The 22,234-nt window shown below is 48.4% G+C and carries 24 protein-coding genes; 11 read left to right on the top strand and 13 right to left on the bottom strand.

Annotated features, from left to right (window positions below; all coding sequences use genetic code 11):
- Positions 1–426: 426 nt before the first annotated feature.
- Positions 427–2,124 carry a long-chain-fatty-acid--CoA ligase FadD gene (fadD, locus tag BS639_RS22180; RefSeq protein WP_084984343.1) on the top strand — a complete coding sequence of 566 codons (1,698 nt, stop codon included), beginning with the start codon at positions 427–429 and terminating at the stop codon, positions 2,122–2,124.
- Between the two features lie 170 nt (positions 2,125–2,294).
- Entirely contained in the window at positions 2,295–3,416 is a 1,122-nt protein-coding gene (gene rnd / locus BS639_RS22175) for a ribonuclease D (protein WP_055771194.1), read from the top strand.
- 83 nt (positions 3,417–3,499) lie between these two features.
- Here the strand turns inward: rnd and BS639_RS22170 are convergent, their stop codons facing one another.
- The 6 genes from BS639_RS22170 to BS639_RS22145 all read right to left on the bottom strand — a co-directional run bounded on the left by BS639_RS22170 (position 3,500) and on the right by BS639_RS22145 (position 9,069).
- On the bottom strand, positions 3,500–4,000 hold the full coding sequence (locus tag BS639_RS22170) for a GNAT family N-acetyltransferase (protein ID WP_084984342.1): 501 nt from the start codon (positions 3,998–4,000) through the stop codon (positions 3,500–3,502).
- Positions 4,001–4,155: 155 nt separating this feature from the next.
- Positions 4,156–4,572, bottom strand: a complete 417-nt coding sequence (locus BS639_RS22165; RefSeq protein WP_084984341.1) for an RbsD/FucU domain-containing protein — start codon at positions 4,570–4,572, stop codon at positions 4,156–4,158.
- Between the two features lie 50 nt (positions 4,573–4,622).
- Positions 4,623–5,387, bottom strand: coding sequence for an SDR family NAD(P)-dependent oxidoreductase (locus BS639_RS22160; protein ID WP_084984340.1), 765 nt, complete (start codon positions 5,385–5,387; stop codon positions 4,623–4,625).
- Between the two features lie 68 nt (positions 5,388–5,455).
- The gene (locus BS639_RS22155; RefSeq protein WP_084984339.1) at positions 5,456–6,763 is read right to left on the bottom strand and encodes an MFS transporter; all 1,308 of its coding nucleotides are present in this window, start codon (positions 6,761–6,763) and stop codon (positions 5,456–5,458) included.
- A gap of 113 nt (positions 6,764–6,876) precedes the next feature.
- A complete protein-coding gene (locus tag BS639_RS22150) occupies positions 6,877–7,923 on the bottom strand; it encodes a LacI family DNA-binding transcriptional regulator (protein WP_084984338.1) in 1,047 nt (348 codons plus the stop codon).
- Positions 7,924–8,226: 303 nt separating this feature from the next.
- Complete coding sequence (locus tag BS639_RS22145; RefSeq protein WP_055771208.1) at positions 8,227–9,069, bottom strand: SDR family oxidoreductase; 843 nt, start codon at positions 9,067–9,069, stop codon at positions 8,227–8,229.
- Positions 9,070–9,191: 122 nt separating this feature from the next.
- Between BS639_RS22145 and BS639_RS22140 the strand changes: the two genes are divergently transcribed.
- Positions 9,192–10,160, top strand: a complete 969-nt coding sequence (locus tag BS639_RS22140) for an AraC family transcriptional regulator (RefSeq protein ID WP_206601175.1) — start codon at positions 9,192–9,194, stop codon at positions 10,158–10,160.
- Positions 10,161–10,190: 30 nt separating this feature from the next.
- On the opposite strand, the gene BS639_RS22135 is transcribed toward BS639_RS22140, so the two are convergent.
- Positions 10,191–10,661 (bottom strand): MarR family winged helix-turn-helix transcriptional regulator, encoded by a 471-nt coding sequence (locus BS639_RS22135; protein ID WP_456153891.1) that lies wholly within the window; start codon positions 10,659–10,661, stop codon positions 10,191–10,193.
- A gap of 56 nt (positions 10,662–10,717) precedes the next feature.
- Between BS639_RS22135 and BS639_RS22130 the strand changes: the two genes are divergently transcribed.
- Positions 10,718–12,214: an FAD-dependent oxidoreductase gene (locus BS639_RS22130; RefSeq protein ID WP_084984337.1), complete on the top strand. Its 1,497-nt coding sequence runs from the start codon at positions 10,718–10,720 to the stop codon at positions 12,212–12,214.
- 4 nt (positions 12,215–12,218) lie between these two features.
- A complete protein-coding gene (locus BS639_RS22125; RefSeq protein ID WP_084984336.1) occupies positions 12,219–12,932 on the top strand; it encodes a GntR family transcriptional regulator in 714 nt (237 codons plus the stop codon).
- Here the strand turns inward: BS639_RS22125 and BS639_RS22120 are convergent.
- Positions 12,929–14,131, bottom strand: coding sequence for an enolase C-terminal domain-like protein (locus BS639_RS22120; protein WP_084984335.1), 1,203 nt, complete (start codon positions 14,129–14,131; stop codon positions 12,929–12,931). The two genes, BS639_RS22125 and BS639_RS22120, sit on opposite strands and share 4 nt — an antisense overlap.
- A gap of 256 nt (positions 14,132–14,387) precedes the next feature.
- Here BS639_RS22120 and BS639_RS22115 point away from each other — a divergent pair, with 256 nt between their 5' ends.
- Complete coding sequence (locus BS639_RS22115) at positions 14,388–15,809, top strand: PTS transporter subunit EIIC (protein ID WP_084984334.1); 1,422 nt, start codon at positions 14,388–14,390, stop codon at positions 15,807–15,809.
- Positions 15,810–15,891: 82 nt separating this feature from the next.
- Here BS639_RS22115 and minE read toward each other — a convergent pair whose 3' ends face one another.
- The 3 genes from minE to minC form a co-directional block, all read right to left on the bottom strand.
- Positions 15,892–16,161 (bottom strand): cell division topological specificity factor MinE, encoded by a 270-nt coding sequence (gene minE, locus BS639_RS22110; RefSeq protein ID WP_055771222.1) that lies wholly within the window; start codon positions 16,159–16,161, stop codon positions 15,892–15,894.
- Positions 16,162–16,164: 3 nt separating this feature from the next.
- Positions 16,165–16,977 (bottom strand): septum site-determining protein MinD, encoded by an 813-nt coding sequence (minD, locus tag BS639_RS22105; RefSeq protein ID WP_055771225.1) that lies wholly within the window; start codon positions 16,975–16,977, stop codon positions 16,165–16,167.
- Positions 16,978–17,047: 70 nt separating this feature from the next.
- Entirely contained in the window at positions 17,048–17,743 is a 696-nt protein-coding gene (gene minC, locus BS639_RS22100; protein WP_055771228.1) for a septum site-determining protein MinC, read from the bottom strand.
- 136 nt (positions 17,744–17,879) lie between these two features.
- On the opposite strand from minC, the gene BS639_RS22095 reads away from it, so the two are divergent.
- From BS639_RS22095 to BS639_RS22080, 4 genes are all read left to right on the top strand, one after another.
- Positions 17,880–18,152: a YcgL domain-containing protein gene (locus BS639_RS22095; protein WP_055771231.1), complete on the top strand. Its 273-nt coding sequence runs from the start codon at positions 17,880–17,882 to the stop codon at positions 18,150–18,152.
- 147 nt (positions 18,153–18,299) lie between these two features.
- On the top strand, positions 18,300–19,385 hold the full coding sequence (locus tag BS639_RS22090) for a lytic murein transglycosylase (protein WP_055771232.1): 1,086 nt from the start codon (positions 18,300–18,302) through the stop codon (positions 19,383–19,385).
- Between the two features lie 40 nt (positions 19,386–19,425).
- Entirely contained in the window at positions 19,426–20,103 is a 678-nt protein-coding gene (locus BS639_RS22085) for a fumarylacetoacetate hydrolase family protein (protein WP_084984333.1), read from the top strand.
- A 95-nt stretch (positions 20,104–20,198) separates the two neighbouring features.
- The gene (locus tag BS639_RS22080) at positions 20,199–20,648 is read left to right on the top strand and encodes a YcgN family cysteine cluster protein (protein WP_055771238.1); all 450 of its coding nucleotides are present in this window, start codon (positions 20,199–20,201) and stop codon (positions 20,646–20,648) included.
- Positions 20,649–20,755: 107 nt separating this feature from the next.
- On the opposite strand, the gene iraP is transcribed toward BS639_RS22080, so the two are convergent.
- Positions 20,756–21,106: an anti-adapter protein IraP gene (gene iraP, locus BS639_RS22075; protein WP_055771241.1), complete on the bottom strand. Its 351-nt coding sequence runs from the start codon at positions 21,104–21,106 to the stop codon at positions 20,756–20,758.
- 335 nt (positions 21,107–21,441) lie between these two features.
- On the opposite strand from iraP, the gene BS639_RS22070 reads away from it, so the two are divergent.
- Positions 21,442–21,729: a hypothetical protein gene (locus tag BS639_RS22070; RefSeq protein WP_055771244.1), complete on the top strand. Its 288-nt coding sequence runs from the start codon at positions 21,442–21,444 to the stop codon at positions 21,727–21,729.
- A 115-nt stretch (positions 21,730–21,844) separates the two neighbouring features.
- Here the strand turns inward: BS639_RS22070 and BS639_RS22065 are convergent, their stop codons facing one another.
- The gene (locus BS639_RS22065; protein WP_084984332.1) at positions 21,845–22,036 is read right to left on the bottom strand and encodes a hypothetical protein; all 192 of its coding nucleotides are present in this window, start codon (positions 22,034–22,036) and stop codon (positions 21,845–21,847) included.
- Positions 22,037–22,234: the final 198 nt, after the last annotated feature.

The following is a 22,234-nucleotide window of genomic DNA, read 5'->3' as shown; positions in this document are numbered from 1 at the left end:
GTTTAATTAATTAAGTAAATTATCCGGCGTGTTTATTAAGTGAAGAATAGGTGTCCTGTTTTTAATTATTACTTTATGCCTAATCTTTGCCTAGCGTTATTAATAGAGTGCATGAATAGTCTGATTCATTAAACACAGTAATTGTTTATTATGGCTTATCCTTATACAGCCTGTCGGGGCACATCGTGGTGTTGATGCCTATTAATCGTTATACTTTGTCAATCGAATGAGTTCTCGCGTTTTGTTAATAGCCGAGTTTAACGCCAGGCTTAGTTTTTCCAGTAAGAGCGCGCTGAAATTAGTGACCAGCCTCTCAACCTAAACATTGTTTAAAGCTTAGCTGGTAAGATGAGTTAAAATATTGTTAAGGGTGTGATGAAAGTGCGTCATTGAGAGCGCGTAGATAATGAAATCAGGAGTGATACCTTGGAAAAGGTCTGGCTAAAACGGTACCCGGCGGATGTTCCTGAAAACATCGATCCTAATCGCTACAGCTCGTTGGTCGAGATGTTCGAAAACGCAGTATTACGTTACGCGGACAATCCCGCGTTTATCAACATGGGCGAGGTGATGACCTTCCGTAAGCTTGAGGAGCGCAGCCGCGCCTTCGCTGCCTATCTGCAAAATGAGCTTGGGCTTAAGAAGGGTGATCGTGTTGCCCTGATGATGCCCAACCTGCTGCAGTACCCCATTGCGCTTTTTGGTGCGCTGAGAGCAGGGATGACCGTCGTCAATGTCAATCCGCTTTATACTCCTCGCGAACTCGAACACCAACTCAACGACAGTGGTGCAAGTGCTATCGTGATTGTGTCTAACTTTGCCCACACCCTCGAAAAAGTAGTATACAACACGCAGATTAAGCACGTTATTCTCACCCGTATGGGCGATCAGCTTTCGCCGGCCAAAGCTACGCTGGTTAACTTTGTCGTTAAATATATCAAACGACTGGTGCCAAAATATCATCTTCCCAACGCTATCTCTTTTCGCAGCGTTCTCCAACTTGGCCGCCGTATGCAGTACGTCAAGCCTGACGTCATCAATGATGATATTGCGTTTTTACAATATACGGGAGGGACCACCGGCGTGGCGAAGGGCGCAATGCTGACCCACCGCAATATGCAGGCAAACCTTGAGCAGTGTAAGGCCGCTTATGGTCCTCTGCTTCGTCCGGGGCAGGAACTTATTGTGACGGCGCTCCCGCTCTATCATATTTTTGCTCTGACAATTAACTGCATGTTCTTTATCGAATTAGGTGGCCGCAGCCTGCTCATCACTAACCCGCGTGATATTCCTGGCTTGGTTAAAGAGTTGGCCCGTTACCCGTTTACGGCGATAAGCGGAGTGAACACGTTGTTCAATGCCATGCTAAATAATGAGGAGTTTAAAAAGCTTGATTTCTCCCCTCTACGGCTTTCCGTCGGCGGTGGGGCTGCGGTACAAAAATCCGTTGCCGACCGCTGGGAGCAACTTACGGGCCATCATCTCCTTGAAGGCTATGGCCTAACCGAGTGCGCGCCGCTGGTGACCGGAAATCCGTATGATCTTAAACATTACAGCGGAAGCATTGGCTTGCCTGTGCCCTCTACTGAAATTCGGTTAGTCGACGAAAACGGGCAGGAAGTCGCATTGGGTGAGCCGGGAGAGCTACAGGTGAAGGGGCCTCAAGTGATGTTGGGATACTGGCAACGGCCGGAAGCAACCGATGAAGTGTTAAAAGATGGCTGGCTCTCAACCGGAGATATCGCTACAGTGGACGAAGAGGGCTTTTTACGTATTGTCGATCGTAAAAAGGACATGATCCTGGTTTCAGGTTTTAATGTGTACCCTAATGAAGTGGAAGAGGTTGTTTCGCAGCATGCCAAAGTGCTTGAAGTTGCAGCCATTGGCGTTCCGAGCCAGTCAACAGGCGAAAAGGTTAAGATTTGCGTGGTTAAACGCGATGCTTCACTGACGGTTGAAGAGTTGATCGACCACTGTCGGCGCAATCTTACCGGCTACAAAGTGCCAAAAGTTGTAGAGTTTCGCGACGAGCTACCGAAATCAAACGTGGGTAAGATTTTGCGTCGTGAGCTGCGTGATGAAGAAAGTAAGCCCAAAGCGCCAGACAGGCAAGACGCCGCCTGAGGCCATAACGCTGCTTTTTGCATCAAACGAAGGCCACCTTCACTCAACGCCGGATTAAGTCCGGCGTTTTCACGTTATAATGCAGGTAACGCGAAGCAGTAATTGTTTTCTAATGCCCGGCGGCAGGAAGCATGCCGACCCGGTTTCTAACAGCGAAAAGAGAAAAAGCTTTGAATTATCAGTTGATCGTTAGCAATGAAGACCTGGCAAAGGTTTGTCAGCAGGCGCAACAGTTTAGCGAGATTGCACTTGATACCGAATTTGTCAGAACCCGTACTTACTATCCACAGCTGGGTTTGATACAGCTTTATGATGGTGAAAACCTAACGCTTATCGACCCCTTGCCGATTACGGCCTGGCAGCCGTTCATCGATTTATTGACCGACAAAAACGTGGTCAAATTTTTGCACGCAGGCAGTGAAGATCTTGAAGTTTTCCTTAATGCCTTTGGCGTGTTGCCCGTCCCGTTTATCGATAGTCAAATTTTGGCCGCCTTTAGCGGACGTCCGCTATCCTGCGGTTTTGCCCGTCTGGTTGCTGAAACTACGCAAATCGAGTTGGACAAAAGCGAGTCCCGTACCGACTGGATGGCTAGGCCATTAACCCAAAAACAGTGTGATTATGCCGCTGCCGACGTACTTTATTTGCTGCCGCTGGCGCGCCAACTGCAACAGGAAACCCTTGAAGCAGGTTGGATCGACGCTGCTCTGGATGAATGCCTGTCTCTTTGCCGTCGCCGACAGGAAGTACTTCAACCAGAACTGGCCTATCTCGAAATTGGCAATGCTTGGCAGCTGCGTCCGCGTCAGCTGGCCTGTTTGCAAAAGCTGGCCTCATGGCGCCTGACTCAGGCCCGTCAGCGTGATTTGGCGGTAAATTTTGTGGTTCGCGAAGAGAACCTGTGGCAGGTGGCTCGGTATCAACCAAAATCGTTGGGCGAGCTTGAGGCGCTGGGCCTTAGCGGACCTGAGATCCGCTACCATGGACGCATGCTGCTGGCCCTAGTGGCTGAGGCTGAAACCGTCGAAGAATCTGCACTGCCCGCCCCGATAGCCAATCTGATTGACCAGCCAGGCTACAAGAAGGTCTTTAAAGATATTAAAGCACTGATTCAGACCGTCAGTGAAGAAACGGGGTTAAGCGTTGAGCTCCTGGCATCACGCCGTCAAATAAACCAGATGTTGAACGGGCACTGGCAGCTTAAAACTAAAGAGCATCAGCCGGAACTGGTGAGCGGATGGCGCGGTAAACTGCTCGCCGAGAGACTGGCCGAGATTTTGGCGCAGTATTAATCGGTTTGAGTGTTTAATCAGCTCGTGAGTTGACATGGCCCCACTTTACCCCTCCCCGAACGGGAGGGGTAAAACAGTTGCCTTTAGCCAATAAATGAAAAAACGGTGTAATCGGCATCGTTGTATGTAAACTCGGCTACCGATTTCATGCCCATACTTTGATGAGCCTTGATTGAAGGGGCATTATCATTGCGAATAAACAGGATGCCCTCCCTGCCTTTAAGCTTGTCTTTCAACGCATTAAACATCTTTTTCGCCAGTCCCTGACCTCTTGTTGATTGACTTACGCAGATGGGTCCATAGATGTAGGCATTTTCACGGCCCTGATAAGCAAAAAGCATCGCCTTAACAACCGGAATGTTAGCGTTGCGTGACAAGTTCGACGTCATTAAAAAGCCAACAATTTCACTGCCTCGACGGGCGACAATTAGCGGCAAGTCATCCATCATGGCCTCGACCGTTTCTCTTGGAACAGTAGACGACAGGGTGCCACCGTTAGAAGCCAGATTATCTTCCAGCAATTGCATAATTTCGTTGAGATCTTGATGAATAGCGATGCCGATATCGACGTGTTGCTCAGACATTTTTTTCCCCAGAGAGGTGAGTATCGTTTCTTGTCAAACGATACTCACGGTTAGGCAGGAATCAACTTTTTCAATCGTTTTGCTTGGAATCAGGCATGTGAGGTGGCGGTCGAATGAGGTAATCACCACCACTCCTGCGACAGGAGGCAGTAGCATTAAATGACTGGGGCAACCGTTAGCACGATATTAGCGAAGCGCCGCTGTTCACCGGTGGCAATGACCAGCAACGTGTGCTCCGATTTTACCGCGGAATAAAAGGGCTCGCGCATAAGAAAATCAATGGGACAGCTTTCTGGCAGCAACTGCCGATATTCGTTTTCGATAGTGTTTATAAAGTCCTGCGGGTAAGACATCAGCGTGGCTTTTTCTACGTTGATACAGGTGAGGATCTTTTCTAGAACCAGCGTGGCAGAGAGCGTGCCGGGTGACAGGTTTAAATATACGATGACAGCATTCTGCGGCGCGTTGGTGACAAAAGCATAGTTACTGTCTGCGATTAATATTTGGGTTTTGTGCCCACATTTTGCCAGTGCAGATAATAATTCTGGGTGAATGATAGTGGATTTTATCATCTTGATTCTCTCAAAATGCAGGCAGCCACAGCGCGCTGCCTGCTGGTTGCTTACATGCGATAACTTCCGCCGTTGATATCAATGGTGGCGCCCGATACAAATCCATCATATTGCGCAGCCAGGAAAGTAATAACATTTGCCACATCTTCCGGCGTGCCCGCTCTGCCCAGAGGGATCGTATTAATGGTTTCTTCGGCCGATTCTTTGGTGGTGTGGCGCGCATGAAAACGCGTGCCGAGGATAAGTCCTGGGGCAACGGCGTTGACCCGAATGCCATGTTCGCCCAGCTCCGCCGCCAAAGAGCGCGTCCAGGTCAGTACTGCACCTTTGGTTGTAGAATAAACCAGAGAGCCAGAATGCCCCCCAGCGCGACCCGCTAGAGAAGCCAGGTTGATGATGCTGGCGCCTTCTGGCGCTGCTTTTAAGAACGGCAGTGCCGCTTGGGTGACATTCAGTATGGTGGTCATATTGACGTCAAGAACCGTTTGCCAGAATTGACGATCTATCTCTCCCAGCCATTTTCGACCGACAATCCCTCCGACGTTGTTAACCAAAATATCTATGCCACCCAGAAAATCAGCCGCGGCCAACACGCAGCACTCGGTGTCATCGGTAGCAATGAGGTCAGCATAGCGATACGCAGCCCGTTGCCCCAGCGATTGTGCCAGTTCGACCAAGGCTTTAGGTCCTTGTTCGTCACTGTGATAGTGAAGATAAATATCGCACCCCGCTCTGATTAACTGTTCGGCGGTTGCGCGCCCAATGCCTTGTTCTGCGCCGGTGATAAAAACTTTCTTGCCCGTAAGATTGCCCATAAATTACTCCTATTACATTGATTTAAATTTGGTTTGTTTATTTGAGTTAAGAATTCTGTTTATTTAAATTAAGGATTAATGACGCCCTCGCGCTGTTTGGCGCAGTAGAAAATACAGACCAGACCGGTTATCAGCAGGCTTAAGGACAAGAAAATCAGTCCCGGCGTAGTGCTGTGGGTCATATCTTTCATAACGCCTACCGCGTAAGGGGCGAAAAAACCGCCGAGATTACCGATACAGTTCACAACCGCTAACCCAGCGGCAGCGGCAGCGCCGGTCGAGATATTGGCTGGCATTGATAAAAAGGGCGGCACGGCGGTATAGATCCCGACGGCGGCGAGGCTTAAAAATGAGAGTGAAATAAACACGTTATATTTAAAGAATATGACTGCCCCTACCAATCCACACGCCGCAACCACCATGCTGAGACCGGCGAATAGGCCAAGTTTTTTAGTTTTAGTGGCCCACAGGCTCCACGGATAAACCAGCAGAGCAGCCAGGCCGTAGGGGATAAGTGCCAACAGGCTGACCTTGAAAATATTGTCGCCGGAAATTGACGTAATAATGGAAGGCAGCCACATGCCAAAGCCGTAAATTCCGCACACCATGCCGAAATTAAGCATTGCGTAGAGCAGGTATTTGGAGTTTTTAATTCCTTTCAGAAAATCGGCTAACGTTATTTTGGAGCCAGATTTGGAACGGGTGGTGCTGTCCATCAGCCAGGCTTTTTCCTCCACGTCGAGATAGCCCACTTCTTTTGGCGAATTTTTCATCAGAAATGGGATCAGCAAACCAATAATAATGGGTGGCGTGCCTTCAATAATAAACAGCAGTTGCCAAGGTTCGAACCCGAACCCGCTGTGATCAACGTTGAGAATGAACCCAGAAATTGGCGAGCCAAGGGCGTTAGACAGCGGTTGGACAATAATAAATATGCCAAGAATTTTGGTACGGTATTTCTGTGGAAAGAAAACGGTAAAGTAATAAACTACAGAGGGGAAAAATCCAGCTTCACAGACACCTAACATAAATCGACAAATATACAGCTCGGTCGGCGTTTTAACAAAAGCAAGGAGGGTGGCGAATATTCCCCATGAAATTAAAATTCGTGCAAACCAAATTCGTGGTCCGAATTTAATTGTTCCGGCGTTGCTGGGTATTTCAAATATGAAATAACCAATGAAAAAGATCCCCGATGCAAATCCAAAGGCGGATGCGGTGAGTCCTAAACTGTTTTCCAACGCCATTGCTGCATAAGCCATATTGTTCCTGTCTAGGAACGCCAGAAAATATAATAGCGTCATTAAGGGCACAATATGCAGCGTCAGTTTTCTTATCGTGCTGCGTTCAATATCCTGCACTGTTCTTTTATTCATAATAAGCTGTTTCCAAATTTAGCGAATACTTATCCTGACGAAGAGGGTTAGATCTTCGTCGACATGACGTTCACTGCGCGTTGCTTACGTTTTACTTAAGGCAAAAAGTCGTATCAGGCTGCGCTCGCTTTTACCGATTGGCGGCAGACTAACGTCGGGGGAAAAAGAAACTCTCCCGGCCGCAGAGTAGGGTCATTAAGTCGGCTTATAATACGTTCTACCATTACCTGAGCCATTTCTGATTGAGGTGGCATGACTGATGTCAGTCCGGGTTCTGCAAATGCGGACAGTGAAATATTATCAATGCCGACAAGTGAGACGTCGTGAGGAACCTGCACGCCAGCGGCGCGAAGTCCGGTCATCAATCCAATACCCAGTGCATCATTAATGGCCACTATGCCATCTGGAAACGGCGTTGTGGCCAACACTTTTGACGTCAGTGCCAGGCCCAGTTCGAACATTTCCGTGTCGCCATACTCGCTGCAGGCTTTTCCCTCGACAATCCGTTCGATAAGTGAAAACCGCTGATTTTTCAATACAGTCAAAAAACCCTCAATTTTGTGACTGCGGCTCATGGTGAGCGTCGATTCGGTCGCAAAAATAATATTTTTACAGCCGCGTTCAACCAGATGCTGAGCGGCCAGATAACCTGCCTGGGTGTTGTCCATCGACACACTGTCAAAAATGCGGGTATCGCTTGCCGTAGTCTCCGGGAATCTATTGTCATAGCTGACAATGGTCATTCCTTTTTCAGCAGCCCGGACGAAATGGGTTTTGCGGATATCGCTCGCCGCTACAATGATGCCAAGCACACCGTGAGAAAACATATCTTCAATGAATGCGCGTTCCTCATCCTCCTGGCGGTAGGAGTTGCCAAGAAGTACGCGATAATTGTACGCCCTGGCAGATAAATCCACTTCGTGAGCCAGTGCCGAAAAACTGGGATTGACGATAGAGGGTACGAGCAGGCCGATGATTTTTGCCTGACCGTCCTTAACCGGCACCGCGGCTCTTACTGGGTTGTAGTCAAGTTCGTTCATCGCTTGTTCAATTCGTAAGCGGGTTGAACGGCTCATAAGACTAATGCGGTTATTCAGAAGATTAGAGACGCTACTAATGGAAACACCGGCCAGCCGAGCAACGTCACGAATATTAGCCATCTTGTTAGTATTCCTCATGTTTCAGGTACTTTCGGCGAACTCTACTGTCGATGCCTGCGGTCTGCTTAACGTGATTTTCTTTGCCAATGCTGAGTAACTTATAAGGGAAAAATGCGGCAAGCAAGCCGCAATCAGGGCGAGGAGGAGGCGGATAGCGTTTTTGTGAAAACAGTCATAAGGCGGTATAGGTGTTTACTAAACAAGGTGGGGGCTAAAGGGCAAATTTGCTTCCAGCAAGCGAATGCTCGCTGGATAGAGGAGATAACAGGTAAAACACGTCACCGTTTACTCTACGGCTCAGGACTATTTTTCAACGGGGTAGTCGGTTGAAAACGCCAGGTCTTTTTGCTCTTCCAACGCAGCCAAACGTGCTGAGAGTTGCTGGTGCATCACATGATAGGCGTCGCTGCCGAGTGCGATGCGCGCGGGGGCGGGGTGTTGACTGGCACTGGCAATCATAATCGAGGCCATTTTTGCCGGATCACCTATCGGAGCATGGGAGCGGTCTGTCAGCCTTTGACGCGAGATGCTTATCGCAGAAGCATCATAGGCGTCAATTTTAGACGCGAGCTTGGCGCTTCTGAAGCGGAAATCGGTGCGCGCACTGCCAGGTTCAATCAGGGTACAACCAATATTGAAGGCGGCTAACTCTAACCGAAGAGAATCAATGAAACCTTCGATACCCCACTTGGTTGCATGATAAAGCGAGCCTCCGGGAAACACCGCCTGTCCACCCACGGAAGACAGCTGAATGATGCGTCCAGCCTGTTGCCGACGCAAATGAGGCAGTGCCGCGCGCACTAGCTGAATTGAGCCGAGCAGGTTGGTATTAATTTGATGCAAAATTTGCTCGTCGGTCATTTCTTCAGCGGCGCCGAACAGGCCGTAGCCTGCGTTGCTCACGATGACGTCAAGCTTTCCCAATTCGCTGAATGCCTGATTGACCACGCGATGAATAGACGGAGTATCGGTAAGGTCAAGCTCAGCCAGCCATAATTGATTGCCATAACGGGCTTTTAGCTTCGCCAACGCAGCCATGTCGCGCGTGGTGCCCGCAACACACTCTCCGTGGGCGAGAAGTTGTTCCGTCATATGACGGCCAAAACCACTGTTCACGCCGGTGATGAACCAAATTCGCTGTTGCATTGTTATATTCCTGATGGACAAGTTTGGGTGGATAAAACCTAAGTTGAGTGTGAAACGCCTGAGGTAGAGAGGGACGCTTCAAACTGTAGGTCAGAAGATAACGCCCTTTTTTAAGATTTTTAATGCTTGAAAATCTCTGTTTTATGCGCAAAAATCTGAATATGTATCTCGACCCTTTTTCCGACCTCTTAAAATTACTCAATGCTCGGTCCGTTTTGGCTGGGGGACTGGTCACCGGTGGAGATTGGGTGATTGAGTTTCCCGCATCCGACCAGCTAAAGTTTTGGGGAATTGTTCAGGGTGAGTGCTCAATGGCCTTTGAGGGTGAAAATGGCGCGATCGGCATTAAGGCCGGGGATTTCTTTCTCCTTCGCACTCCTCGTTCACACGTGCTGTCGAGTGGTCCTTGCGCACCGGTGATCCCACTGGCGACAGTCCTGGAAAATCGTAAAAGTGCGATTGTCAGACACGGTGAGGGTGAAACGTTTTTTATGATCGGCGGAAAAGTCGAACTGTCTGACCACAGCGCGCAGTTGCTGATTAACGAACTCCCTCCGTTGATTCATATTCGCGCAGCATCTCGGCATTCGGCCTCACTGCGCTGGCTATTAGAACAGCTTGTCGCAGAGCAGGATGGCAGTCAGCCCGGGGCCGGGGCCGCGACATCGCAACTCACTCACTTGATGTTCATTCAAATTTTACGCGCCTATTTTGAGGGAGCTGAACCCATTGCCAGCGGCAGATTGCGGGCGATGGGTGACAAACGTCTGGCACCTGCGCTGCGGTTGATGCACGGTGCGCCCGAGCGGGCATGGCAGCTTGAGGAGTTGGCAAAATCGGCCGCGATGTCTCGCGCGACGTTTTCATCCTATTTTAAGTCGGTTGCCGGCATTGCACCGATGGCCTACTTAACCGAATGGCGTATGCGCCTCGCCGAACGCCTGCTGCTTCGCGACAGAGTGAGTATCGGCACGCTCTCTGTTTCGCTTGGCTACACCTCAGAAAGTGCATTTAGCCATGCTTTCAAGCGTATAGTGGGGATATCACCCCGAAACTATCAGCGAGAACGGCAAGATAGAGATGTAAATTAATGAGAACGTGGCTCGCTTTGAGCCAAGTCTTTATGCATCGCTCTGCTTGATATCTTCGGCAAATCTACGCATCAGGCGCACGAGGTTTGTTACATCTTCACTGTCCCAATTCGCAAAAATTGCCAGCCCGATCCTTTCTCGCGCCTCATCGATGCTGTCGGTCATCGTCTTGCCTTTTTGGGTAATCATTGACTCTCGAACGCGGCGGTCACTGGCTTTTCCCTGCCTGTCGACAAGGCCCAAGGTTTCTAACTTGGCAATTTGGCGACTGACGGTGGTGTAATCACGACCAACGCGGTCAGCCAGTTCCACCACGCCGATGGGGCCTAGACGCTCGACGAGCACTAACAGCGGAAACAATGCTCGGTCGAGTGAAATACCGGCTTCTTTCACCATGGCTTCGTCGCGCTGTGGCCGATTCATCACGCCAACAATTTCAACCAATGCTCCGTGAAGTTCACGTAACTGAATACTGATGGGTGTATTTTGCACATTTTTAATTGACAAGCGGTTTCTCCTCTGACTATTGTGTGCATATTACACATAGGGAGCGAAAAATGGCAGAGCAATTTTCAGCAGACGTACTTATTTGTGGTGCCGGTGCGGCCGGTTTAACGCTGGCGCTGGACCTTGCTCGAAGGGGGGTATCATTCCGACTGGTCGAGAAAATGACTGTGCCTTTCGGCGGTTCACGTGGGAAGGGCATTCAGCCTCGCACTCAGGAAATTTTCGAGGATCTCGGCATTCTTGAACGCATTGCCGCCGCCGGGGGTGTCTATCCACCGCTGCGTAAATACGGTGACGATGGCAGCTTCGCAGAGTCTGATATCATGGAAAGTACGGGGTCGACGCCGGCTGAGCCGTACAATCAGTCGCTGATGCTGCCGCAATTTATGACCGAGGGCCTAATGCGTGAACATCTTGAAGCCTTAGGTTACAGGCCTGAGTTTGACCGCGAGTTGACAGCGTTCGAGCAGGACTCCGAAGGCGTGACGGTACACCTTTGCGGTGGTGTTGGCGAAGAAACGCTCCGTGTGCGCTGGATGGTGGGCGCCGACGGCGGTCGAAGCTTTGTGCGCCATGCGCTGGGTCTCGACTTCCCTGGCAGTAGTCTTGGCCTGCGTGCTATCGTGGCCGATACTCGGCTGACTGGATTGACCCGCGACGTTTGGCACTGCTTTAACCAGAGTGATAAGGCGCGTATGTTGATGATCTGTCCACTTGCCGGTACTGAGATGTTTCAAATACAGGCACCCGTCGCTCTCGACGGCGAACCTGATCTCTCTGCCGAAGGACTGACAGCGATGGTCGCAGATCGCACGGGGCGCCATGATATTAAGATCCAATCAGTTTCCTGGGCATCCGCTTATAAAATGAATGCCAGGTTAGCTCAACGCTATCAATCAGAGCGCGTGTTTCTAATTGGGGACGCTGCGCATATTCATCCTCCGACTGGAGGGCAGGGTCTCAATACCAGCGTGCAGGATGCCTACAATTTGGGGTGGAAACTGGCAGCCGCCGCTCAGGGCGCGCCCGACGCGCTGCTTGACACCTACAGTGAAGAGCGCCGACCGGTGGCGGCGGCAATGTTAGGCTTGGCAACTCAGCTGCTCGACGCTCAGAAGCGGGGCGAAATGCGACGAGGCCGTGAGGTGCATCAACTGGATATAGGCTACTCTGGATCCTCGCTGGCTTTCGACACTTTGGGGCATGAGCGTTTATTGCAGGCCGGCTATCGTGCGCCAGATGCGCCAGTCCGGACCGCAGCAGGGCAATCAATAAGGTTGTTCGATTTATTTAAAGGACCGCATTGGACGCTCCTGGCTTACCAGTGCGATACCGATGGGTTAAAACAGCGCACGGGGCTGCATATTTATCGATTCGGTACGGGTGGCCCACTCATTGATCATGCAGGGCATTTTTGCGATGCCTACGCTCCCAAGGTGGGGGAATGGATTTTGGTGCGCCCAGACGGTTATATTGGTGCCATCGTAGCGTCTAAGGACGTGGAAAGACTGGAAGATTATTTCCTTCAGGTTGGGCTAGGTCGGTAACGTAATGAAAAAACAGGATTTTATATCTCAAGATCTTCTGAGTAAAATATACCAATGTGAAGGCGCGACACTGACAAAACTTCCTTCTGAACGCAAGCTTGCAGAAGAGTATGGGGTGGCGCGCTCGACCATTAGAAAATCTATTGAACACTTAATCAGTATCGGAATAATAAGCGTCCTGCCAGGTTCAGGCATTTTTATCAATGAGCGCGTGAAAAACAACCCGCTAATTTACAATTCAGTGTCCAAAAGTCGCTTCGATGAAATGCGCTATAAATTGATCACCCTGCATAAAACATTGGCTTCGGCTGAGCAACAAATTATTTTCAACCTGTCAGGCGAAGCCTATGTATGGCAGTTCTGTCGCCTTCGATTTATCGCTGAAAGATGCGTGCAAATTGATAATTCAACCATACCCGTTAATACTTTGCCCGTTTTGAATCAAAAGATAATTGAAAGCTCACTTCAGAAATATATTATTGATAGGGGATTGAGTGTTTCGCATAATATTACACGCTACCGTGCAATTATTATCAGCAAACAGCATGCGGACTTACTAAAATGTCGCAGAGGACTCCCCGCTATGCACATCAACAGTCGGGGAGTCCTGAATACGGGAGAGGTATGTATCTTATCCGATATCATAGATATCGATTATGACTGCACTTTTAGTATTCCCTTTAATCACGAAAATATCTTGCGTAGATCATCGCTTTAAGGTGTGTGTATTGCACCGTTAGGCAACCGGCTTTGAGTCCACTCATGCGCGCGGTATTCGAGCGGATATTGTGCAGCGGTAGCTTCACATAACTCGACGCCTATCCCTGGGCGTTCAATAGCATAAAGGTATCCATTGTCTGCGCAGCCGTGAGCGCCAGGGAATACGCTTAAGGTTTTTTCACCGGGAGGAATAAACTCTTGTATTGCTGAATTATGAAGATGAATATTGAGGTGGGTATTTACCGCTGCGCCAATAGGTGTCATGTCGGGTGGGCCGTGCCAGGCCAACTGAATACCAAAGTTTTGGCATAGAATAGCCAGTTTGACGGCGGGGGTAATCCCACCTAACTGGGAAACATGGCAGCGAATAAAGTCAATACGTCTATTAATCACCAAGTCCTGCCACTCTGCGGGATTATTAAACAATTCCCCCATTGCTAAAGGGACTGATGTTTGCTGTCGGAGTTGCTCCAACCAACCGCTTTGCTGTGGAGAGATAATATCTTCAATATAATAAGGGTGATATTTTTCAAGCGCCTTGGCCAGGCGAATAGCCTGATTTGGAAATAACCTTTCATGCACATCATGCAAAATATGAAAAGTATTATTGTATTTTTCACGTAAGGCTTTAAACATCATGACAGTATTATCGATATACTCGTCCTGATCGTAATATGCACCATGAGTCGGTTGGCGAGTCGTATGCAAATTTTCAGGAGTGCCGCCATAAAAACCTAATTGACATCTTATATGCCTATAGCCGTTCTTAAGCATATTGTCGATTTGTGGAAAAAGTTCATCCAAAGTATCCGCTGTGGCATGGCCATAGACCGCAATAGCATCTTTCGATTTTCCTCCCAACAATTGATAGAGCGGCATCTTGGCGATTTTAGCTTTTATATCCCATAGTGCCATATCAACGCCAGAAACTGCATTGTTGATCACGGGACCGTTGCGCCAGTAGGCGTTCACCATCATCATTTGCCATAAATCTTCGATATTATTCGCATCGCGGCCAATGAGCAGAGGTTTCAGATATTCATCGACCATCGTTTTAACCGCTAATGGCCGTTGTTGAAACGTTGCACATCCATAGCCCGTAATGCCTTTATCGGTAGAAACCTTAACAGTAATGAGATTATGCCTGTCAGGTTTGGTTATTATGCATTCGAGTCCAGTGATAAGAGTAGGGTCCATGTTTTCTCCTAATAAATAACTTATTTCATTGGCATAATTATCAGTGCAATGTGGCAGTAATTGCCACTTATTTATTTTGGTATGGTTTTCGCCAGCCATAATGAGAAAAAGCAGACCAATTCTATATAATGGCTCGCAATGACCAAAATTGCGTTGGAACTGTGACTTGTATCATATTCTTTCATCTGTTATCGCTATCTTGAGCGGGTAAGCTTTATCGATTGTCACCAGGGTTATGCTCATTTCAGGAGTTTTGATGGATATTCTTACCGATACTTATACGAATAAAAAAAACGCTGCCGACAGTGATCTGGATTTTAAAATTGAACGTGTTTTATCACTGCTGGGTGGGAGTGAAAATATTGTCAAATCTTGGCATTGTATGACGCGACTTCGATTTGAACTCGAAAATGAAAAAAGCGTCGATCAGGATGAAATAAGGAAAATACCCGGTGTGTTGGGATCTCAGTTTCAAAATAGCCAATTTCAAATTGTCATTGGTCCCAATGTTAATCACTGGCATCAAAAAATTCAGGACAGCCTGGGTAATACCAACAATAGTACCGCCGAGCTCGTTAACGGTGAACGCAAAGTCAAACCTCGTGGGGTCGTTGCCTTACTCATGGATACAGTCTCGGGAGTCTTTGGCCCCATTGTACCCGCGATAGCTGGGGCGGGCATGATAAAAGGTTTACTGGCGGGTTTTGTCGCGTTAAATATAATCTCTGCAAAAAGTGAAACGGTCGTAATTCTAGATATAATTTCAAGCGGGGTGTTTTACTTCCTGCCGTTTTTCCTGGCTATTTCTGCTGCTAAAATGTTTAAGACCAATGAATATATCGCTGCCGCCGTGGCTGCATGCCTTATGTACCCGACATTAATTGAAGCCGCGAAGGCCTTAGCCGGTCATCAAGCCGGTGCAACGGATATTTACTGGTTTGCTGGGCTTTTACCCGTATCGGTGATGAATTATTCGGCAAGCGTGCTGCCGATTATTTTTTCTATTCTCGCGATGAGTTATATCCATCGTGTTGTCGACAAATATATGCCGGATGTCTTAAAAACCGTCGTTACGCCCACGCTCACGCTATTTATAAGTGCTCTGGTCGCATTGACGGTTATTGGTCCTGCGGGGGTATGGTTTGGTAAAGGATTAGCCTGGTGCGTGCAAAGTTTGTTTACGTTATCACCGGTGTTAGCGGGACTTATTGTGGGAACTATTCGGCCACTCGCGGTATTTACCGGTATGCATCATGCTATGACACCTATTGCGTTACAGAACTTCAGCGACCTCGGGTACGATATGCTCATGCCGATGATGTTCATGGCAAATATGTCGATTACCGGTTCAACGTTGGCTATCTGGTTTATAAAACGTCATAGCGCTGATAGTGCAATTATTCTCTCTGCGGCTATTTCCGGACTTTTAGGAATTGAAGAGCCTGCACTGTTTGGCGTATTGGCCCGTGAGCGCAAGGCGTTTATTGCGGTGACTATTGCCAGCGCAGTGTCGTCTGCCTTTATTGCCTTCTTTGGGGTAAGAATCTATGGCTATATACTCTCGAGTATATTCAGTCTACCCGCTTACATCGGCCCCTATTTCATTTATGCCCTTATGGGGGTCTCGATTTCTCTCGGATTATCATTTTTCCTGACACTGTTGTTCGTTCGAAAATAAAGGCTAACTTGTTAGAAACGTCTTTACTGCACCCGTGATACATCCCCCTGTTCGAAAACAGGGGGCAATCAAACAACGTCGATCATTTCGGTGCTTCTTCCGACTCGGGTAGAGTCACGTTGAGCTCTAGAACCGATATATCGTCGCCTTTCTGCTCGAACTGAACGTGAAGCATTTCAGGGTCAATCTGAATGTATTTACAGATAACCGCTAAAATATCACGCTTAAGATCGGGCAAATAAGCGGGTTCACTGTCCCCTCGACGCCGTTCGGCTACGATGATCTGTAGCCGTTCCTTGGCTATATTGGCTGTCGGTTTTTTGCGGGACAAAAAGAAATCTAACAAGGCCATGGTTTATCCCCCAAACAGGCGTTTCAGAAAACTCTTCTTCTCTTCCTCAATAAAACGGAACGGGCGTTCCTCACCCAGCAAACGACTGACGGTGTCATCGTATGCCTTACCCGCGTCGGATTCCTGGTCAAGAATAACCGGTTCGCCCTGGTTGGACGCGCGCAGTACAGACTGATCTTCAGGAATAACGCCCACCAGAGGGATGCGCAGAATTTCTAGCACATCTTCCATGCTCAGCATGTCACCACGGCTCACGCGGCCCGGGTTGTAACGTGTCAGGAGCAGATGTTCCTTGATAGGATCCTGGCCCCTTTCCGCACGACGAGATTTTGAAGACAAAATACCGAGGATGCGATCGGAGTCACGAACAGAAGAGACTTCAGGGTTAGTGGTAATGACGGCTTCATCGGCAAAATACAGAGCCATTAGCGCGCCGGTTTCAATGCCCGCCGGTGAGTCACAAACAATGAAGTCAAACTCCATCTCGCCGAGGTCATTCAGAATTTTTTCAACGCCATCACGGGTCAACGCGTCTTTATCACGCGTTTGTGATGCCGGTAAAATAAACAGATTTTCAGTGCGCTTATCTTTGATAAGTGCTTGATTCAGAGTTGCATCACCCTGAATGACATTGACAAAATCATACACAACGCGACGTTCACAACCCATGATCAGGTCGAGATTACGCAAACCGATGTCGAAATCAATGACGACGGTTTTTTTGCCTTTTTGGGCCAGGCCGGTAGCAATGGCAGCGCTCGAAGTGGTCTTGCCAACGCCCCCTTTACCCGATGTAACAACAATTATGCGTGCCATGTAAGGATTCCTTGTCAAAGGTCGTAGTGTCTGCCCCAATCCCCCCCTCGGGGTAAAGAAGTGCAGAGACTTAATATAAAGGTTGTACGGTTAACACGTTATCCAGAAGGCTAAGTTTCGCGGCCTGTCCAAAAAAACTGGACGGGATTTGATCGCTTAACCAGTACTGACCTGCGATAGAGACTAGCTCAGCGCCCAGATAGGTGCAAAAAATCTGACAATTCGTATCACCCGCAGCGCCGGCCAAAGCTCGGCCGCGCATCATGCCGTAAATATGAATATTGCCATCGGCAATCAGTTCGGCACCGGCACTTACGCTGCTGGTTACAATAAGATCGCTGTTACGGGCATAAATTTGTTGACCTGAACGGACTGGCGAACTGACAATCCGCGTTTTGGCGGGCGCGTTATCCGGCACAACGGCAACCGGGGTCGGCGGTTCAGCAACGACACGCTTCGCACGACCTTCGCTTAGCAGCGGCAAACCCGTACGAGATATCGCACGTTTTTGCTGCTCATCTTTGCACCCACTGATGCCGACAACGCGAAAGCCTGCAGAAACGACAGCCTGTTGAATGTTTTTCCAGTCTGCATCACCAGTCAGTGCTGCAACGTTAATAACAACAGGGGCATTTTTGAGAAAAGCCGGAGCCTGCTCCACCTTTTCCTGCAATGCCTGATGAATAACCTCGGGCTGTGCACTATATAAATGAACAACTGACAAGGTAAAACTGCTGCCTTTTAGTTCTATTGGCGATTGTGACATCTATCCTGACTCAGTCTCAGCAACTTTAAATCCCCGGAATACCACACGGGGGGCGATATTCCGATGTACGTTATGCATGGTATAGTTACAGCTATATCTAGGCAAGCCACCGTTCCAATAAAATAGAGTTAAAAAAATGCTTTGTGCAATTTATAGAAGTACCAAACGTGATCAGACCTACCTATATGTCGAAAAAAAAGACGATTTCACGCAGGTTCCTGAAGAACTGATGAAAAGTTTTGGTAAGCCGGACTTTGCGATGGTGATTAATCTGGCCACCCGTCAGAAATTGGCCAACGCCGACATTGATAGAGTCAAACAGATGCTAACCGAGCAAGGCTATTACGTTCAGGTTCCCCCGCCAGTTGAAAATTTATTAAATCTTCATCTGGATGCAGACAAAAAATAATCAGATTACTTTAGGGAAAATCTGACATTTCCCGCCTTTTATGAAAATGAGAGGCGGGCAGCTTGCATTCATTCCCGCGCTGCTGCAGGTTAAACTTTATGTGGAACAGAGTTCTCCTAAAGGTTCGCCATAAAAAGGAAGCACGCGATGAGAATGTCGATAATTACCCTGGCGATGGGCGCCGTCATGTTGAGCAGCTGTGCCAACGATAAAAACCATGCCGCAACGGCAGCTTCACCCGCTGCGCCTTCAACCACGGCCGCGCCGATTATCCCTAAAACCGGACAAACGACCTTGGCACAAGAGGGCCGCAATCCCGCAGAGTTTCCCCGCTATGTCGAACAATTGAAACAAAAAGCCAGACAGCAGGGCATCAGCCAGCCAACAATCGACAGCGCTTTTGCCAACATCCATTTTGTCGACCGTGCAATCAGTGCCGATAAAAACCAGCTAGAAAATAAAATCACTCTCGACGACTACCTGCGCCGCGTGCTTCCTGCGGCTAAAATTACTCAGGGTCAGACCCTTTATCAGCAAAACGCCGCTTCTTTGCAGCGTGCCAGTGCTCGCTATGGCGTTCAACCTCAGTATATTGTTGCGCTGTGGGGCATGGAGAGTGGTTATGGAAAGATACAGGGAAAGGATGACGTATTTTCAGCGCTCGCCACCTTGGCCTTCGAGGGGCGTAGAGAAGCCTTTTTTACCAATGAGTTAATCGCCGCGCTGACGATAGTTGATAAAGGCGAGGCGACCAGCGAAATGATGAAGGGATCGTGGGCCGGTGCGATGGGCCAATCACAGTTTATGCCGAGCTCGTATCTCAGCTACGGCGCTGACGGTGACGGTGACGGTAAAATTGATATCTGGAATAACACTGACGACGTGTTTGCCTCAACCGCCAATTATCTTTCCCGCGAAGGATGGAAGAATAATCAGGAGTGGGGGCAGGAGATAAAACTGCCCACAGGATTTGATAGCGCTTTGCTGGGCCTTAAAAACGAGCAGATGCGCAGCGTAAGCGACTGGCAGCAAAAAGGCATTACCTCCGCCGACGGCAAACCTTTACCTGCTTCTGTGATGCGTGCCTGGGTTATTACTCCAGATTCGGATCAGGGCAGGGCATTTCTGGTTTACGATAACTTTAGGACCATCATGCATTGGAACCGATCGTACTACTTCGCTATCAGCGTAGGAATGATGGCCGATGATATCGCTGGGGCCAGTGCTCAGTAAGTGTCGCTTCCCATAAATACTGCGTGAGAGGGAGAGTCTTATGTATCAGCATCGTGATTGGCAGGGTGCGCTTCTTGATTTACCGGTCAGTAAAGTCGTTTGTGTCGGAAACAACTACGCCGAGCATATTAAAGAGATGGCCGGTCAGCATCATGAAAAAAATCATGACGACTCTGCCGACCCCGTGGTCTTTATCAAACCTGAAACCGCGCTTTGCGATATTCTTCAACCGATCGCCGTGCCTAAAGAATTAGGTGCGGTGCATCATGAGATTGAGCTGGCGGTGCTGATAGGCTCTCCCTTAAGACAGGCCACTGAGGCGCGCGTGGCTGAGGCAATTGCCGGCTATGGAATTGCGCTTGATTTGACCTTGAGAGAGCTACAGGCCGGGTTTATCAAGCAGGGGCAGCCGTGGGAGAGAGCCAAAGGCTTTGACGGCTCCTGTCCTATGTCGGGCTTTATCTCTGCTGCGGAACTTGGCGATGCGCAGCAGGCCGAGCTACAGTTACGTGTGAACGATGAACTGCGCCAACGGGGAAACACGCGCGACATGCTGACCCCTATTTTGCCCTTAATCGCCTATATGAGCCGTTTTTTCACGCTGCGTGCGGGCGATATTGTGATTACCGGCACGCCTCAGGGCGTAGGGCCACTGGTCACTGGTGACACTATTGAGGTGTCGCTCAACGGCCGAAAGCTTAATACTCGTGTAATTTAATCGCTAGGCTGCCGTTTGTTAAGTGCACTTTGCTTGCATCTGACGGCCAAAGCGTCTATATAGTCAGCCTCATTTTATTTTAACCGGATGCCACTATGACCCAACTCGCTTTTTGGCAGCAAAAGACGCTGCCTGAAATGACTGATGACGAATGGGAAGCTTTGTGCGACGGTTGTGGGCAATGCTGTTTACATAAGTTAATTGATGAAGACACGGACGAGATTTACTTCACCAACGTTGCCTGCAACCAGTTGAACATCAAGTCTTGCCAGTGTCGCAACTACGAAAATCGCTTCGATCTTGAAGAGGACTGCATCAAACTTACCCGTGAAAATCTCACCAAGTTTGACTGGCTGCCGCCAACCTGTGCCTACCGTTTAATTGGCGAAGGGAAAGATCTGCTGCCGTGGCATCCTTTGCTAAATAAAACCTCAAAATCGGCCATGCACACCGCACGTATTTCTGTACGCAATATTGCCGTGCGGGAAGATGACGTGGTCGACTGGCAGGACCATATACTCAATAAGCCGCAGTGGGCTAGATAAGCTACTGATAGCTCTGTTTAAATACCCTGGCCCATCCTCGGCCGGGGCATAAATGTGGCGCACAACCGTCGGGTAGCAAAATCCCGTTAGCTCCTAAAACGCGTCATTTACATTGGGGCCTTGATTTCATCATCCGGCGGCGACAAGAAGTCATCAATCACCTCTTGGGTGATTTCGTCGTCAGCGTTTTCAATAAGAGATGTCATTTCGAGCAATTCTTGAAATTTTGAGAGCAATAATTCTGCATCTGATTTTATTAAATCATCAGAAGAGGCAAGAACTGAATTTATTGCTTTCGACACACTTCCAATCATTTCTGCCGCGCCGCCTTCTTTGCCTATAGTTAACATCAGGGCACTGATGAGTAGCGACTGAGCCTCAACCTGTGCGGTAAGCTGCTTAGATTCAGCATCCATTCTGGAAATTTTTGCCAACATGTGAATAATGACATTCCGCATAATACCCCCTTTAGAACAATAGGTTATTCAATTACCCACCACCTTCTCGCCAATTCTCGATATGGCTAAAATGTGATTTATTTATTGTGATTTACTTATGGCCAAAATCTACTATGCATGAAAATGTATCGGCTGGGGTAGTGGAGCATCACAGCGAATGAATAATTCTTAGTAATATATTTTGAACAAACATTAATGCACTGTATAGTTTGTTGATAAATATGGCTTTCTGTCCAGGGTGAGAATACGGTGAAGAGCCACAGCCTGCAAGGTTGTTCACATCAAGGACAGAAGCTGATACTTTGATTATTCCTTGAGCAAGTCGGAATACTCTTATGGCGAGATTTACAGTCAGGGTGGAGCTAAGGGATCCCCACGAGTCGGATTATCTGGAACTTCACAAGGCAATGGAACTTAGAGGTTTTTCCAGAACGCTTACCACCAATACCTCCGGTATTGTCTATCAACTTCCTCTTGGCGAATATGCCTATGAAAGCGAGACGATGGATAACGTGGCCGTGGGTAAGTTGGTGGAAGCTATAGCAGAAAAAATAAGAACTAATCCGATGATATTGGTAACTCAGTCCGCCGGCCGTTATGTATTAAATTTAACTCGAATATAAAATTCCATTCTTAGAAAGCGCGCCATTTACTGCATAAATTTATCAGCAATATCATAATAAAAAACCCACCTCGCGGTGGGTTTTTGTATTTTTTGTAGAACAAGCGCAGAAAAATTTAGAAACCGACGCGAAAAGGTTTTTTCGCCTTTTTAGCGGCTTCGATAGGGTCTTCATTTTCCAGCCATTCGGCGTATCGCAGATAAGACTCAATAAACTTCACAAAATAACCTACATCGTTCATCGGTTCTGCACTGCTGTCCATATATTTAGACGCCAGTTTAAACGCATCGTCGTTATCAAATCTCATTGCTGGCCCCCTTTAATATTCAGAAGATTAAAATACAATCATTTGGTGCATTTAGGCAACAACTCGTTCTTATCGTTTAGGGAGTGCGGGGAGAAGACTGGGGCGTTAATATACCCGCCTTCCAGAGTTGGCCGGCGGGGTATTAAATATTTGTTAATGTTTTCAGATCAGTAATAGTAACGCCCTGGGCCATTATGG

This window comes from Rouxiella silvae (genome assembly GCF_002093625.1).
GTDB classification, from domain to species: domain Bacteria; phylum Pseudomonadota; class Gammaproteobacteria; order Enterobacterales; family Enterobacteriaceae; genus Rouxiella; species Rouxiella silvae.
Note: the sequence above shows the minus strand (reverse complement) of the source record. Positions and strands in the feature narration are given on the sequence as shown.

Excerpts from the sequence above, each read along its gene's own strand:
- BS639_RS22170 (WP_084984342.1), bottom strand. The coding sequence starts at position 4,000 with ATGTCTGAGCAACACGTCGATATCGGCATCGCTATTCATCAAGATCTC.
- BS639_RS22165 (WP_084984341.1), bottom strand. The coding sequence starts at position 4,572 with ATGATAAAATCCACTATCATTCACCCAGAATTATTATCTGCACTGGCA.
- BS639_RS22160 (WP_084984340.1), bottom strand. The coding sequence starts at position 5,387 with ATGGGCAATCTTACGGGCAAGAAAGTTTTTATCACCGGCGCAGAACAA.
- BS639_RS22155 (WP_084984339.1), bottom strand. The coding sequence starts at position 6,763 with ATGAATAAAAGAACAGTGCAGGATATTGAACGCAGCACGATAAGAAAA.
- BS639_RS22150 (WP_084984338.1), bottom strand. The coding sequence starts at position 7,923 with ATGGCTAATATTCGTGACGTTGCTCGGCTGGCCGGTGTTTCCATTAGT.
- BS639_RS22145 (WP_055771208.1), bottom strand. The coding sequence starts at position 9,069 with ATGCAACAGCGAATTTGGTTCATCACCGGCGTGAACAGTGGTTTTGGC.
- BS639_RS22140 (WP_206601175.1), top strand. The coding sequence starts at position 9,192 with ATGCTTGAAAATCTCTGTTTTATGCGCAAAAATCTGAATATGTATCTC.
- BS639_RS22130 (WP_084984337.1), top strand. The coding sequence starts at position 10,718 with ATGGCAGAGCAATTTTCAGCAGACGTACTTATTTGTGGTGCCGGTGCG.
- BS639_RS22125 (WP_084984336.1), top strand. The coding sequence starts at position 12,219 with ATGAAAAAACAGGATTTTATATCTCAAGATCTTCTGAGTAAAATATAC.
- BS639_RS22120 (WP_084984335.1), bottom strand. The coding sequence starts at position 14,131 with ATGGACCCTACTCTTATCACTGGACTCGAATGCATAATAACCAAACCT.
- BS639_RS22115 (WP_084984334.1), top strand. The coding sequence starts at position 14,388 with ATGGATATTCTTACCGATACTTATACGAATAAAAAAAACGCTGCCGAC.
- minE (WP_055771222.1), bottom strand. The coding sequence starts at position 16,161 with ATGGCCTTGTTAGATTTCTTTTTGTCCCGCAAAAAACCGACAGCCAAT.
- minD (WP_055771225.1), bottom strand. The coding sequence starts at position 16,977 with ATGGCACGCATAATTGTTGTTACATCGGGTAAAGGGGGCGTTGGCAAG.
- minC (WP_055771228.1), bottom strand. The coding sequence starts at position 17,743 with ATGTCACAATCGCCAATAGAACTAAAAGGCAGCAGTTTTACCTTGTCA.
- BS639_RS22095 (WP_055771231.1), top strand. The coding sequence starts at position 17,880 with ATGCTTTGTGCAATTTATAGAAGTACCAAACGTGATCAGACCTACCTA.
- BS639_RS22090 (WP_055771232.1), top strand. The coding sequence starts at position 18,300 with ATGAGAATGTCGATAATTACCCTGGCGATGGGCGCCGTCATGTTGAGC.
- BS639_RS22085 (WP_084984333.1), top strand. The coding sequence starts at position 19,426 with ATGTATCAGCATCGTGATTGGCAGGGTGCGCTTCTTGATTTACCGGTC.
- BS639_RS22080 (WP_055771238.1), top strand. The coding sequence starts at position 20,199 with ATGACCCAACTCGCTTTTTGGCAGCAAAAGACGCTGCCTGAAATGACT.
- iraP (WP_055771241.1), bottom strand. The coding sequence starts at position 21,106 with ATGCGGAATGTCATTATTCACATGTTGGCAAAAATTTCCAGAATGGAT.
- BS639_RS22070 (WP_055771244.1), top strand. The coding sequence starts at position 21,442 with ATGGCGAGATTTACAGTCAGGGTGGAGCTAAGGGATCCCCACGAGTCG.
- BS639_RS22065 (WP_084984332.1), bottom strand. The coding sequence starts at position 22,036 with ATGAGATTTGATAACGACGATGCGTTTAAACTGGCGTCTAAATATATG.